This is a genomic window from Bradyrhizobium sp. WYCCWR 12699 (assembly GCF_032144035.1).
In the GTDB taxonomy this organism is placed as follows: Bacteria; Pseudomonadota; Alphaproteobacteria; order Rhizobiales; family Xanthobacteraceae; genus Bradyrhizobium.
Genome location: NZ_JAVTJN010000021.1, coordinates 89,804 through 104,735, shown reverse-complemented (window position 1 = coordinate 104,735; position 14,932 = coordinate 89,804). Strand labels below are relative to the sequence as shown.

Genomic DNA, 14,932 nt, shown 5'->3' with positions numbered 1-14,932 from the left:
GGCGGAGTCACCATCAGCCGCCGCATTTGCACGTGGGGGACGCGTTAAAGAACCGAGAAGGAGCATGCGGCGCACTGTCGGAGTCACGACACACCCGTTCTACCTGAGACACGTGCCAGATGAGAATAAGAAGGAAACTCAGACTGACGGTTTTGGTATGCTTCTTGAACTCAGAAGCTGACCCGCCGTGTAATGCTCCATCCGAGAATAGGAAATGCTGCAATGAGCGCACCGAATTTGACCAAGCGAGCTAATGCCCTCGGAACCGACAAGGGGAATGAGGTAGGCGACGCCCACGGCTACACCAGCTTCTACTCTTTTCTGTTCGAAGAATTCCGCCAGCAACCTTTCACGATGGTCGAGATTGGATTACAACACGGAAACGGCTCTCTCGATCCCGATGTAGTGGTCGGTCGCAAGGTTGACGACATTCCGTCTATTAAGATGTGGCTGGAGTTCTTTCCCAAAGCCGAGATCATCGGATGCGACGTTGCCGATTTCAGCGCCTTTAAGATGGACCGGTTCCGTTTCGAGCGCCTTGACATGGGCGATACGGTAGCCCTGGAACGCCTAGCGAACTCGCTCCCGCCCGTAAGGATCATCATTGATGACGCTTCGCACGCAGCTTATCACCAGCAGCTTGCTCTAGCGAAGCTGTTTCCCATCGTCGAGCCTGGCGGTTTCTACTTTATCGAGGATCTACATACCACGCACGGGATTGCCGCACGATTGCCTTCCTGCAATTCAACTGAGACCGTAGTTGAGAAATTCGCTCAGACACGTCGGCTCGACATTCCGTTCCTGCCCGCGATCGAGCGTAGAAACCTCGAGACTACAATCAGGAAGATGTTCATTCATCGCGACGACAAGGGGGGTGTCAGCCGCTGGACCATGAAAATGGTGGGATTTGAAAAGTACTAAAGAGTCAACCGAACTTTCCCGCGACCAACATGCCTATCTAGTCGGCGGTCTTCGCTCGCGCACGTGAGACCACTAAAATGTTGATCTCAGAAATATGAATGGGTTCACAATGGTGGAAAAATGGCGATAGAGGTGATTTGCTGGCTGGAGCGGCTTGGCAATTCCCGTGCCTCGCTGCCGCGCGATACGGCGGCTCGAAGTCTTTGTGTTGGAGTTACAAGCTGCGGGCCGTCTAGCTACTTGATCGACGATCGCCAAGCTTTCTCGACAACAACGTTAGATTGAGGCCCTGGCTCTTTACGGACTTCAAGGCCAGGCTGTACAACGAATTCGCTGGCCATGAGCGACACGTCACGCAAGGCCTCGACAGGTGCGCCGACGACGACAATAAATTTGGAGAGGCTGCGCACCTCGAGCCGCCCGTCGACGTCAACATCGCGCCGAGTCGGCCAAATTCCTTCGTCCGCTTGGCCTGCACGCGGTAGCTCTCGATGATCGATGCATCAATGATCTGCGTGTTGCGGTACTTCCGCTGTTGACCGGAGAAGCCAAACCGACCGCCGAGTCCAGTTCGCGGCGGTAGGTCGGATAGCACCTCCCAATTGGCGTAGCGCATGCTTCTGTCCGAAAACACACTCGTCTGATGTCAGGAACCCGCCAAGCAGTTTGCGAACGCGAGAGTCGGCCGAGAAACCGCGAGGGATTCCTGCGATTTGCATTGGTCTAGATCGTGCACTGCGCTACGTGCGGCATCTAGTAATCGGATCGCCGCGCTGGGGTCACGCTGCTAGTGCCGAGACGGTCGTGGGTATGTGGAATGCAACCTTAGACCGACGTCGAGCGCGAGCGGTGCCAGAATCGATCCACGACGATTTCCTATTCGCATCTTTCTAAGTTCGATTCGGTCTTTGTCAATCGAATTGCCGGCATCAGACAAGGAGGCACTATGCGCATCTGCGGTATCAAGCTGACACATGACGGCGGGATTGCTCTTGTTGAGGACGGACGGCTTATCTTTTGTATCGAGCAGGAGAAACGGAGCAACAATCCGCGGTATCAAACAATCGACAACCTCGATGCAATCGTCGTCGCTTTGACCGAACACGGTCTGGATCCGCAAGAAGTTGATCAGTTCGTCATCGATGGCTGGGCGGGGGTGGCGGAGTCGCAGTTCCAGGTTCTCAGCGGGACGACACCGATCACTCTCAAAGGGGCGCCCTATGTTGAACGCCATGCCGACGGCCTTCTCACCTCGTGCGATGGCTCTGGTCTTAGGCTCGATGGCAGCGATTTCCCTTATAGAAGCTATCCGCACGTCACAGGCCATGTAGCCTCCGCATACTGCACCAGCCCCTTTGCCAAAGCTGGACAGCCCGCCTTCTGCCTCGTGTGGGACGGCGGCACCTTTCCACGTCTTTATCACGTAGAACATCGAGGCGCTCAGTTCATCGAATGCCTGTTCCCGGTGATTGGGCATGTCTATGCCGCCGCGGGACTTCATTTTGGACCGTATAAGCAGGCGAACCGCGCTAACTGGGACCTGGGTGGCCCCGGCAAGGTGGACCCGGGCGGTGCCGGCAAGCTTAACCTGGGTGTAGCCGGCAAGCTGATGGCGTATATCGCGCTCGGGTCTGTCATTGAAAACATTGTCACGGTCTTTGAGGAACTCTACCAGGAGCGCTTTGCGGCCGACACGAAACTTGCCAGTTTCCGTACAGACATTGAGAGCATGGAGTCCGCGCTTGCGGCTGTGCATGACTTCTTCGACGCCAGCGCGCGCCACCTAAAGGCCAGGGCCCCCGAAGATGTGCTGGCATCGTTTCATTGCTTCCTCGAGCGTCTCCTCGTCCGCAAAATGGCGCTTGCTTTGCAGCGGCATTCATATCTTGGGGCGCGCAATCTGTGCGTAGCAGGTGGCTGCGGTCTCAATATCAAATGGAACAGCGCACTACGTGCGACAGGCCTGTTCGATGCCGTCTGGGTGCCCCCGTTTCCGAATGACAGTGGCTCGGCAATCGGTGCCGCTTGCTGCGCAATGGTGGTGGAAAAAGGCTTCTCGCCGTTGGAATGGTCGGTATATAGTGGTCCAGCCTTGCAACGTCGAGATGTACCCCCCGAATGGAAGGCCGCGCCGTGTAGTCTGCATGAACTTGCGACCATTCTTGCCGGCAACAAGCCCGTGATTTTTCTTACCGGCCGCGCCGAGCTTGGGCCTCGGGCGTTGGGTAGCAGAAGCATTCTCGCCCCCGCGACCTCGCCGCGAATGAAGGATTATCTCAACGACATCAAACTTCGCGAACACTTCCGGCCAGTGGCTCCGATATGCCTAGAGGATCGTGCGCCGGATATATTTAGTCCCGGAACACCGGACCCTTACATGCTTTTCGATCACCAGACACGACCAGAATGGCGGGACAAAATCCCCGCTGTTGTACATCTCGATGGATCGGCGCGATTGCAGACGATTTGCAGGACCTCTCAGCACAAAGTCGCCGAGCTTCTCGTCGAATACGAAAAGCTCACAGGCATTCCGCTGCTTTGCAATACGAGTGCAAACCACCATGGACGTGGGTTCTTCCCGCATGTCGCAGCAGCCTGCGAGTGGGGACGCGTCGAGCACGTATGGGGCGACGGCATACTGTGGACCAAAGCTCGATAACCGTGCGGCGCGACAATCAGTGACAGTGCTTCCCAACCAGATTGTCGCGCTATAATAGCCTGTTCTAGAGGGCGCACAACGCAATTTGAGTAATACTCGGTAGAGCGGCTCCGGCGACGAATGCAGCCTCCCTGAGCGTCGCCCTCATCCAGCCGCCAGGATTTGACTTGTGTCGCAGTTGGCGCGAGCGATTAGTTTTTGTAAGGCGGCACGAGTACACCAACGTGATCACTTAGAGTTGCGGCATGGCCGCAATCTGACAGTGCAACGCAATACGCACGTGGCCTCGCTTGCCAAGGGAAACGCCAACTGTTTTGGCCGGGATCAGCACAATCCACGCGCTGTAGTAAGCGGATGTGTTCGGAATGGCTTGACGCATATCCGAGTCCGAAAAGAGTACGGCTGCTTTTCGGGTGCAGCAGTCGCAGGACCAACGGCCTATGAGCTTAGCAGGGTGCGAGTGGGCATCCTGGATCCCCGACCTCAGAGGATGACACCTGATACGAATGAAGTTCGCATAGCGCGCTCGGCGATGGTGTTGAGGTGGCGGGTTCGCGCGCTTCGGTGCTTCGGTAGTACCATCGATCGGATCGAGAACGAACGCGGCGCCTCGGTGACCGACAACGTCCCTTGGTCAGCATCCCTCCTGCCGATGAACGAAAGCACGTCTGGGCCGCGCTGGCAGTGACAGTTCAAATTGACGGCAGACCTGATTCACGATTAACCCCCGCCAGCGACCGACCATGTACGGATCGTAAGCGAACAAGCTCACTTGCCGTCCGCACTCGAAGATCCTGTCGTCGCCGATTGTCCTGCTGCACCTGTCTGTGGCCGCAGCAAACCAGAGGACCGCTTAACCCTACATTGCCATCCATGTTGAACGAGCGTGGCTTATGCCGCACCAGAGCTTCCTCTGCGCTCCCCGTTGGAACAAGCCGCCGCCGCTAGTAAGGACTCTTATGGTTCGGATCGAGTTCGATTTTGCAGTTTATGACTGGCCCACGTTAGACGTTTTGAGCTCGACTCTTGAGTGAGACTCACAGCGATGCCCTTATCACGGACCAGATCAGGAGATTGATCGCCAGAAGTGGCGGCATCGCTAGGGCTTAATTTTGAAATAGAGCAATCTCGCCGTTAACAAGATATCGAAAGCCCTATCCGCCGCTTAGCGGCAATGGATGAGGTGAACGACGGACACTCAGCTCAAATTCCTTCATTTCTGATGCGGTTAGGTCCCTGGCTGCCCGCGCCTTAGACCGTTGAGCGCCTCGACGATGCGTTTGAGCCCCATCTCCAATAGCTCCGGTGGAGCACCGAAGGAGAGACGTAGGCCGTTCGCGTCGCCGAAAGCGTCGCCTGGAACACATCCTACATTAGCTTCTTCGAGGAGCACTCGTGCGATGTCATCGGCAGATCGCACTGAGCCTTCAGTCCGCAAAGCAGACAAAAGCCGACTCAGATTGAGATAAAAACAGAACGAACCATCGGCGCGGGATGGAGTTACATCGCGTAGATCAGAAAGGATGTGAAGACCTATGTTGCGAGCGTCGACAAGACGCTGATAGATCTGCTCCTCAAAGCTGCCATCGCTGGCTTGAAGGTGGTGCAGGATCGCCTGCTGCGCGATTACATTCGGAGTTGCGATTGCATGGCTCTGAAGCTTTCTTACCGCGGAAACGAGCTGCGCGGGCGCGGCGAAATAGCCCAAGCGCCAGCCGGTTATCATCAACTCCCTTGAAAACGACTTGACTATGATCGTCCGCGAACGTACCCGGGGGTGCGCCATGACGATCGACTCGTGGTGACGAAAACCAGTGAATACCAGTCCCGAGTAGCACTCATCGGAAATGATCCATATCTGGCGTTCGATAGCGAGTTCGCCGATATCTTGTAGTATCGTTCGATTGTAGACTGCGCCGGTCGGGTTATTTGGCGAATTGATTATTATAGCTTTCGTCTGCGGTGTGACAGCAACTCGGATTGCACTGATATCGGGAATATATCTCGGGCAGCGAGCATCAACGAACACTGGTGCTGCACCAGCGAGAACGACCTGGGACAGCAATATCGGCCGCCAGGGGCGAATAATGATAACCTCGTCGCCCGGCGCTAGGACAGTCACGGCCGCATAGAGCAGCGCTTGCTGCGCGCCCGTAGTGATTACGATCTCTTCCGCACTCCAACCAACGCGCGTTTCGACCGAGAGCTTTTCGGCGACGGCCCTGCGAAGGGGCGTAAGCCCAATGAGATCGACATAGCGGTTCGCTTCGGCGTTGACCGCAGCCATCGCTCCTTCGCACACTGATGAGGACGGCTCGACGACGATTTCGTCGGTTGCCAGATCAATGAACCGGCGCCCAATCACAGCTACCGTGGCTAAGTCGTGGCCGGCTTTTCGGGATCTAGAAAGGAAGGACATCGGGCGCGACGGCATAGGCGCTCTCCTGCAAAGTTGTCGCGCTTGTGAAGTGATCCCAGCCGCGTGACCGGACGTTCCTTGATCTGTTTCGGAGATATCGCTCTTCGGGTTGAACAAGCTCTTCCCAACCGCCGAGAGTTCACCGAAACCACCAAGCCCTTTCTCAATATGCACAACACGTGGTTGCGACTACTCCGGAATTGAAGCCGAACACGCACAAGACGCGGACCAGAGCCAACCGCAGCCGACCTTCAGTAGTATTGGCACGGCGATAATGCTGGGAACAAACAGATCGACTTTTGGACCCCGATGTCGCTCGGCAGGACGCCACCATGCAATGCGGGCTGGTGAGCGCGCCACGAGTCGTGCCATCTGCCAACTTGCCGAAGCTCCTGTCTTCATCAACGAGCGCATGGCAGCGTTCAGCCTCAACACGCCACAACCTCCATGTGATCGTTCTGCGACCCGCCTTGCCGCCTCGACTAGCCCGTTGACGATAGTCGATTGTGGTTGATCTTAATTGCCGACCTCCTCCCATCTGCCTTGCGATCAGCGCGTGATCCGCAGCAGTTACCCACCGTTCATTGCCAAGAAACCATCTCTTGATCAATCACTATTGTTGGTAGTTCATCCGGGCAATACTTCCTTCTGCTGGATGCCAGCAAAGCCCCGCGGCCGGCTTGGCGCGACTCGCATTGGTCATGCTCGCTAATGTGAGGACACTGCCTCGTACCCACGCGCGAGCGTGAGAGTCTCAGACCAACGGTCGGCGCCTGACACTTTTCGGACGAGCTCGTCGCACCTTAGACAGAATGTCGGGATTCGGACACGGAGCTCATCGCGGGTCGCCAAACTGTTTGCGTATCTCGACCTTCGTTGTTGCATCAGCGCGAGCCAGCTCGTCTGAGGAGTGGTACGGCGCTTGCTTAAAGAGAGCAGAGCCACGTCGTCACGCCGTGGTGCATTCGCCAATGATGCGAGCCGGGACATCGGTTCTTCGACAAGAGGGGTAAAGGCATGTCCGGCGTTGCTGCTGCGTTTTTTTGTCCTTCAAGCAATTCGCAGGCGGATGTTTATGATCGACTCGAGCACATGATCCCGAAACTTGCGCTTCGTGGCCAGGCGGCGGTCGGCGTTGCGGCTTTCATGCACAAACAAGGTATTCGATATGGGAGAGCGTTTCAGTCATCGAGCGCTTCAGTGCGCATTGATCCCAACGAACAAGATCGGCGTTTTCGGCCTCATGTTGCAATCGCTCAAGTCCGTAGCCGATGCCGCGAACTCAGTGATGGCGTCGACCTTCAGTCAATTCATAACAATGCAGGCACCAGCCGCCATCTGGCCATTTCTCTGGATGAGGCCTTGGTCAATGCTCGTGAACTCAGGGGAGCCTTTCTTGCCCAGGAGCAACGATCAACCGTCAACACAGATGCTGAGCTCTTGCTCAAGTGTATTGAACGCTGTTGTGAACGACACTACTGGCGCCACGGTCTAGCGGCCAATTACGAAACCGTTTTTCGAGAGATTGACGATCGTATTGACGGCGCTATTAGCGCGCTTTTCCTGGACGGAGACGGAAATCTCATTGCTTACCGCAATCGAAGCGGCTTGCGACCGTTGGAGACCATGCAAACAGATGACGGGTTCTTGCTCTTCGCCTCTGAAAATTGTGCCTTTGCCGCTCTCGAGGGTAAGACGCGGCAGATCTCGCCGGGCCACATAACGTATGTGGACGGAACGACGGGGGGCAGCGTTAGTCGTGCCGTGCACAACGGGCGACATAAAGCCAGGCTCTGCGCGTACGAAGCTCTCTATTTAGGAAGTCCGAATACGTCGGTCGAAGGCCATTCACATTTCGAAACCCGGTACAATATCGGTGCTGCCTTGGGTGGGATTGTTGCGCAGCGACTGCAAGCTGAAGCAGATCCTACCTGCACACTCGTTTCCTCCAAGCCGCGTACAGGTGGTCCGTTCGCCGATGGCCTGTACGCATCTCTCGCGGAATACGGGCTGCTCGCCGAGCGTCGTGAAGTGGTCGCCACGACGTTTCTTCAGCGAACGCTCATCGGCACGACCGACGAGCGAAAGTCCCGCATTTCTCAAAAGTACCGAGTACTGGAAACTGACCTGACTAAAACCAGCGTAGTAATTGTCGACGAAGCACTCATTCGCGGCGATACCAGTCGAGCTGTCACGAGCATGCTCCTTACCGCCGGAGCCAAAGCCGTGCATTGGGCGATCGGTTCGCCGCCTATAGTGGCTCCGAACTACTACGGCATGGGTATCAACACACTCGATGAGCTCGCATTCTGGCAGATTTGGAAACGACTGCCGTCCGAGCAGCGAACGCAAAGCCTTCGCTTTCACAAGATGGAACCCCACGTTTTGAGACTCATCGAAAGCAACATCGCGACATCCATCAACGCAGCCTCGATAACGTATCTGCCCTTCCCACTGCTAGAATCGTTGCTGCCCCTGAGACCGGAGAGCTTCGATCTGTCACCCTTTACATTCGAGATGCCAACTCGGGCGGGACAGGAGCGGGCGGACAGGAATCTGCGCGAATTGGTGGCTGATCTTCCCCGCATGCAATCAGTTCACGCTTGAGGTCATTAATGAAACCCGTTCTCGTCTTTGATTGGAATGGAACGTTGCTCGATGATGCGCACGCACTGCTTCAAACGACTAATGCTATTCTGAACCGCTTTGGTTACGCGCCGATCAATATGGAGACGTTTCGGGAACATTGCGACCTCCCGCTATCTCTTCTTTATCGCAATCTCGGAATGTCGCAGGACGAGGTTGCGGCCGTGGATCGCGATGGCAGCGCTGTCTTTCACAACACCTATGAACCACTTGCGGATCGCGCCGATCTGCGCGAGGGCGCGCGTAGAGTGCTGGAGCTAGCGCACCGAGAAGCAGCTTTGTCCGTCATCGTGAGCAACCATATCGTTGCCCCCCTTCGGTCCCAATTGAGAAGACTTGGAATCCATGACTACATCAACGAAGCTCTCGCCTTTGAAAGCCGCGCCACTCAATACAAATCGATGAGCAAAGGAGAGCGGCTTCGCCTCTACATGCAGAAGTACAGCCTCGACCCGGCGTCGACGTTTATCATCGGCGATATGCCGATCGAAATGGACATCGCACGCAATCTCGCACTCATAAGCATATCGATCACCGGAGGTTTTGTTTCGGACTCGCGCTTGCGGGCGGCAAATCCTGACTATTCGATTAACAACCATCATGAGCTGTTGCCTATCTTACAAAGGCACGGCTTTTTCTAGAGTGCATGAACCATGTTCAGCGAGGCATCATCACCAAACGCAGGTCCTAGCACTGCGAAACAGAGAATAGGTCTTGTCGGCGTCGGGCGAATGGGAACTGGAATGGGTATTAGCCTGATGCGTCATCAAATTGAACTGCATATCAAAGCCAACAAGAATCGTTTCGGTGCGAATCGATTTGCTTCAGCCGGTGCCCGTGAACATCCTTCGATCGCTGAGTTGGCGCAACATGTAAGCGCTGTGGTGTTGTCCCTACCGTCAAGCCGCGAGGTTGAGGCAGTGTGCCTTGGGCAGGATGGGCTTTTTGTCCATATGTCCCGTGGCGGTTTGATAATTGACTGCACGACATCTTATCCTGCTTCGACAGTTACACTGGCGGAGCAGGCTCAAGAACATGGCCTAGGTTTTGTAGATGCCCCAGTAACACGTAGCCCCGAACAAGCTGAGTTCGGCCTTCTCAATGCGATCGTTGGATCGAACGAGACGCTCTTTCCTGTGGCGGAAGGCATTCTTGCTGCATTTTGTGAGACCGTTCTTCATGTCGGAGAAGTCGGACAGGGTCATAAGCTCAAGCTTGTTTACAACAGCATGACTATGGGCATAGCGGCCGTCGCAGCAGAGGTCTGCCAATTCGCAAAGGCTCTTGACATTGATCTTGTAACACTCCGCTCTCTGGTCAGCCGCGGTTCCACTAACAGCGGAATATTCCAAGCCTTCGCTGCCTTTTTGTTGGGCGAAAAACCCGATGTTCTGGCCGTCTCAATTGCCAATTCCGCAAAGGATATTAATTGCGCTGTGCGCCTAGCGGGCGAGAACGTAGTTTCGGTGCCGATCCTAGCTGCGGCTGCGAACAAGTTAAACGCCTCGGTTGCCTCGGGCAAAGGCGAACTGACTCTACCTCATTTGTCTCACTCATAAAGTCTTCGGTCTAATCGAATTTTACTATCTCACTGCCTTTGGAGGTACGGGCGTGTTCCTTCAATGCCGAGAGCGTGGAAGGGTCCCGCCCTTGAGGATTGGCGCGCTCGTTAGCGACACTCGCGCTTCAATGAATGAGATGCCTAGTGTCCTTTAAGAAAAAGCCGCTGTCAGATTTCTCCAACAGCGGCTTAAGTTGAGGGAGGAAGGCAGACGAACCGGTCTGCCAGCGGAGCCGAAGGCTATCGTTAGCAGGCGACAAATCGGATAGTTGGTCGCCCAACGCATCGACATAGGACGCCGGAGACCACCGCGACCAAATTACCGATTGAATTAGATTTTCCTGGTGCCCCCCAGTTCGGAGAGATTCCGGACGAGACGCTGGACCAGGCTGGAGACTTGCGCCGCCACTCTCGCATTCGGAGAGCGAGGGTCGGCACGGGCTTTGGCGCTTGCGCGTGATCCAGACCATTGAAGGTTGCGGTGAAGCGGAACACCTCTTTCCCATCACTGGCGGCCGCGAGATTTCCCCTTAGTGGCCGCGAAAGGATCCAGCGGGTGATTTTTGCTTCAGCTTCAACCAACCACCGACAAGGGTGACGCCGGCTTTCACACGCACGGATTGAAACATTTACAGGCGAGGCTCCATCCGGGACCGACGCTTGGCCGTCCGCCAAATAATGAGACACGAATTTCCTCCCGGAGCATTCTCAACAATAGGAGGTCTAGACCGGGCTGAAGCATTGTATAACATCGGCGATACTTCCGGGTGGGTAAGAATGGGTATAGTCAGCTGCAAGCTTGCCACGCGCTTAACGGCCGCATCTAGAGGCGCGCCCTTGGAAATCTACGCGCCGTCCCTGCGGAGCTTTCCAGCAGACTCGATGCTCGTAATGGCGACTTTACCTGTCGTCGACTGGAATGACTGTCTTTTGCGAGATTTGCGCAGCCTCGACAAGCAAGCGTCCATTCGCGCCTACGCGGCGATGGTCATGATCGATCCCTTTGCCTGTTGGGAGGATTTTGCCGACTTGCTGAAAGAGGCGAGAATCTCCGGCGTCACAAATTTCCCACCTGCATCTATCATTGAGCAGGCTACGGATGGCATGCCAATTAACTCCGGACTGGAGCTCGAACTTCGACGTATGGAATGGTTCGCCAGCCTGGGATTCAAAATCCTGTTTGTTGCTGCCAAGGATTCTGAGATCACGATGGCAGAGACGAGACTTGGAGCGCATCTCGAAGGTATTGTGTATTTGCCCGAAGAGGCTCTTGCGCGTAGGATTTGCGACGAAATGGGGTTGATCAGCCTTGGCCAACAGGCATCGTCGATGCCAAGGTTCTCGTTTTTGCATGCGACTACGTCGCAGCAAACCCGACGCAAGAAATGAGGGTAGGCTATTCTAGGATCCGCAGTTTCTTTATCTTGTTGTAAAGCGTCTTCCTTGAAAGCCCAAGAGATTGTGCGGTCTTGCCACGGTGGAGCCTGTTTCGTTTTAGGCCTTCGATGAACCACTCGCGCTCGGAGAATGCTCCTTTGGGCCGAGCGGGCGACGTCGAGTTCAGAAGCGGCTTGAGGACGTCAGCAGTTATATGCGCGTCTTTCACCATCACCAGTTGATTGACGATCTGGCGCAATTCTCTCAAATTTCCGGGCCAATGGTGGCCCGCTAACGCCAAGAACGCGGACTTCTCTATTGCCAGCGTTTGTGCATTCGAATCCCCCTTGGCTTCGACGGCAAAATGCTGAATGAGCTGTGGAAGGTCCTCCAGACGGTTTGGCAAAGCGGGTTGTTCTATGTCAAGCCCGGCAAAGAAGGCAAGAAGGCGGGGACATAGAACACTTTCCAAGCTTGCTCCGCGGGTCACTGTCGCGGTTGCGATGATCCGGGCGTTTGACCTTACAACGGATACGCCGTTCAGCGGCGTGAAAGTACCCGTCTCGAGATAGTCCGCGAGACGCTCTTGCCCATCTCGCGACAGCTGATCGACATGCGTCAGCAGGAGCGCGGAATCACTTGCGGCTTCGAGGAGCGACAGTTGGCGCCTCCTATTCTCAGCGCTCTCGGCACCGAACAGCGCACCGACCGTGTCGATTGCCGGCCCTCGGCGGCAATGAAACAGCGCGGCCTTCGTGTGTCTCCGATCGCTAAAGGCATGGACGAGGTTCGCTATCCTTCGCTTTCCCGATCCCGCCTCGCCCCACACCAGCACAGAATTGGGATTACTTGCCAAGCGCCTTGCAGTCTCAAGCACGTGCTTCATGATCGAGGACTGCGCGATGACGCCATGCCGGAATCCGCTCAACTGGAGCTGGCGCTCGAGGAGATCGACCTTCTCTCGCAATAAGTGGATGGTCTTAAAGCCCGAGGTTACCTCGAGAACTGACATTTCGAGCGGGATGCGGTCGAGCGACGAACCGCCAATGAAACCCTGCACACCCGTTTCTCGGCAGATGTCCAGGAGTTCGTCAGGCTTCGTGATTGGCCCGCCACCAAGCAGGCAAATTGCGTTCACGTCGACGGATTGAGCGACACGCGCAACAGCGCTCGTTCGCGCGGCAAGCTCCGACAGGCTGATCGACAAGTCGCATCCGCTTTCGACAGCGCGGTTGAGATTGAAGTTGATACAGATGGCTTCAGCTCCAGCTTCAACCATGCGCCTTGCTTCGGACTGGGTGCGAGTATAAGCGATGGTCATTAGGCCGCGTTTTGCGGCTTTGACCAGGAGTTCGATTTCCCGCTCGTAGCCGAGCCCGCAACTTTCAAGCAGTGATCTCCTGTAGTCATCAATGTGGATGACGGACGGGAAATTGGTGACGCCTGAAAAACCCCATCGCATGATGCGGTCGAGAAAGCGGTCGATATCCAGCTGCGGATCGAAGGTACAAGCGCCAAAAAATACCGGCAATTTCGTTGAGGGCAGGATCTCGGTCCGGCCGAAGCCCGCCACGAATTCGTTTGTATTGCGGATTGGAAGAATTGAGGCTGGCGAAGAGCCCCCCATCGCGCGAAATCGGCCGGCGTTAAGGGCGAGAACGAAATCCGCGCCCGCCCGTTCGGCCGCTCGCGCGGTCATGCCCGATCCTATTCCAGCCCCAAGCATAAAGGAGCGGGAGTTGCGGAAGAACCGCCTGATGCCGCCGCCCTTTGCCTGGTCTGTCCGCGTGTGCATGACTTGCCCGCCTCCTGCACGGCGGTTGCGAAAACTAGCTCCAATTTGCGGGCGCGTGCAACCGGCGCAGCGCCTTTCCGTTCGTCACGAACAGGTGGCAGTCCGCCGGCGACGCCGCAAGACGAACCTTGCCAGACCTCTTCTGTGACTCCGGCTTTGGCGCCTTTGCGACCACCGATTCCTTGCCAGCGTTTCCGTAGATGTAGGTGACGCTGCCAAGATGCTCGACGAAATCGACGTCGAGTTCGATCGCGATCTCTTTCCTCTCCGCCGCAGATGGAGAGAAGTCATCGGGGCGAATTCCGAGTGTGATCGGCTTGCCGACGAGCAATTGATCCGGCTGCACGGGGACGGAGACTGTCGCCCCGGCGTCGAGCCTGACGTCCATGCCCGCCTCGTGCGCCGCCTCGATGTGGCCGCCCAGGAAATTCATCTTGGGTGAGCCGATGAATCCGGCCACAAACCGGGATGCCGGATTGTGATAGAGATCATGCGGGCTTCCCACCTGCTCGATGTTGCCGTCCTTGAGTACGACGATCTTGTCGGCCATTGTCATGGCTTCCACCTGGTCGTGTGTCACGTAGATCATGGTATTCCCAAGCTGCTTGTGGAGCTTGGCAATCTGAACCCGCATCTGCACCCGCAATTCGGTATCAAGGTTCGACAGGGGTTCGTCGAATAGGAACACCTTGGGTTCGCGAACAATTGCGCGGCCAATCGCAACGCGCTGACGCTGGCCGCCCGAGAGTTGTCGGGGTTTTCGGTCCAGAAGATGATCGATCTGTAGCAGCGACGCAGTCTCGGCGACCCTGGTCTCGATCCCGGTCTTCGCAACCTTTGCCATTCGCAGAGGAAAGGCAAGGTTCTCGCGCACAGTCATGTGCGGATAGAGCGCGTAGCTCTGAAACACCATCCCGAGGTTTCGATCCGCCGCATCGACATCATTGACGAGCTCGTTGTCAATCAGAAGCCGGCCGCCGCTGATTCGTTCTAGTCCTCCAATCATTCGCAACAGCGTCGACTTGCCCGATCCCGAAGGTCCGACGAACACGACGAACTCGCCGTGATCGATGGTGAGATCAATGTTCCGCAGGATCTGGATTGTCCCATAGGCCTTGTTGACGCCTTCCAAACGAACATCGGCCATCACGAACTCCTCTGTCGAATCCGTTCGACCAGCGCCGCCGGGACCTCAATCTCTGCCAGGCTGGAGACGATAAAATCAGGTGGCACCAGGGATGGGTCTTCGCGGGGCGGCACGCCGGTCGTGACCAGCACCGTCGGTAGCTTCGCTCGCTTTCCGGCCTGGATATCCGTCTGGATCTGGTCGCCAATCATCAATGTGGCGTTGCGCGCCGTCCCGAGACGGGAAAGTGCCGTCTCGATCATGTGCGGCTCAGGTTTCCCGACAATCAAGGGCTTCACGCCTGTGGCAGCAGCTACAGCTGTGATCGTTGCTCCTGCTCCAGGTTCGAAACCGCCTGCGGTCGGCAGGAGGAGATCGGGGTTGGTGCCGACGAATGCGGCACCGTTCAGGATCGCTTCGACCGCAAT

The 14,932-nt window shown here is 56.2% G+C and carries 10 protein-coding genes; 6 read left to right on the top strand and 4 right to left on the bottom strand.

The window, feature by feature from the left end; translation table 11 throughout:
• Window positions 1–222: 222 nt before the first annotated feature.
• Together RPS27_RS09625 and nodU are read left to right on the top strand one after the other, a co-directional pair.
• On the top strand, window positions 223–921 hold the full coding sequence (locus RPS27_RS09625) for a hypothetical protein (protein WP_128929758.1): 699 nt from the start codon (window positions 223–225) through the stop codon (window positions 919–921).
• Between the two features lie 946 nt (window positions 922–1,867).
• The gene (gene nodU, locus RPS27_RS09620; protein ID WP_128955098.1) at window positions 1,868–3,580 is read left to right on the top strand and encodes a nodulation protein NodU; all 1,713 of its coding nucleotides are present in this window, start codon (window positions 1,868–1,870) and stop codon (window positions 3,578–3,580) included.
• Between the two features lie 1,228 nt (window positions 3,581–4,808).
• Here the strand turns inward: nodU and RPS27_RS09615 are convergent.
• Window positions 4,809–6,014, bottom strand: coding sequence for a pyridoxal phosphate-dependent aminotransferase (locus RPS27_RS09615; RefSeq protein WP_128929760.1), 1,206 nt, complete (start codon window positions 6,012–6,014; stop codon window positions 4,809–4,811).
• Window positions 6,015–7,016: 1,002 nt separating this feature from the next.
• Here RPS27_RS09615 and RPS27_RS09610 point away from each other — a divergent pair.
• From RPS27_RS09610 to RPS27_RS09595, 4 genes are all read left to right on the top strand, one after another.
• Window positions 7,017–8,606, top strand: coding sequence for a hypothetical protein (locus tag RPS27_RS09610; protein WP_232995602.1), 1,590 nt, complete (start codon window positions 7,017–7,019; stop codon window positions 8,604–8,606).
• Between the two features lie 8 nt (window positions 8,607–8,614).
• A complete protein-coding gene (locus RPS27_RS09605; RefSeq protein ID WP_128929761.1) occupies window positions 8,615–9,286 on the top strand; it encodes an HAD family hydrolase in 672 nt (223 codons plus the stop codon).
• A 12-nt stretch (window positions 9,287–9,298) separates the two neighbouring features.
• Complete coding sequence (locus RPS27_RS09600) at window positions 9,299–10,204, top strand: NAD(P)-dependent oxidoreductase (protein WP_128929762.1); 906 nt, start codon at window positions 9,299–9,301, stop codon at window positions 10,202–10,204.
• A gap of 839 nt (window positions 10,205–11,043) precedes the next feature.
• Window positions 11,044–11,595 carry a hypothetical protein gene (locus RPS27_RS09595; protein ID WP_232995603.1) on the top strand — a complete coding sequence of 184 codons (552 nt, stop codon included), beginning with the start codon at window positions 11,044–11,046 and terminating at the stop codon, window positions 11,593–11,595.
• Between the two features lie 7 nt (window positions 11,596–11,602).
• On the opposite strand, the gene RPS27_RS09590 is transcribed toward RPS27_RS09595, so the two are convergent.
• Genes RPS27_RS09590 through RPS27_RS09580 form a run of 3 tightly spaced genes read right to left on the bottom strand, consistent with a single transcriptional unit; the run spans window position 11,603 to window position 14,767 of the window.
• Window positions 11,603–13,378, bottom strand: coding sequence for a phosphoenolpyruvate hydrolase family protein (locus RPS27_RS09590; RefSeq protein WP_188637435.1), 1,776 nt, complete (start codon window positions 13,376–13,378; stop codon window positions 11,603–11,605).
• A 34-nt stretch (window positions 13,379–13,412) separates the two neighbouring features.
• On the bottom strand, window positions 13,413–14,525 hold the full coding sequence (locus RPS27_RS09585) for an ABC transporter ATP-binding protein (protein ID WP_128929765.1): 1,113 nt from the start codon (window positions 14,523–14,525) through the stop codon (window positions 13,413–13,415).
• Window positions 14,525–14,767, bottom strand: a complete 243-nt coding sequence (locus RPS27_RS09580; protein WP_232995604.1) for an HAD hydrolase-like protein — start codon at window positions 14,765–14,767, stop codon at window positions 14,525–14,527. Before RPS27_RS09580 ends, RPS27_RS09585 begins: the two co-directional genes overlap by 1 nt.
• Window positions 14,768–14,932 lie beyond the last annotated feature (165 nt).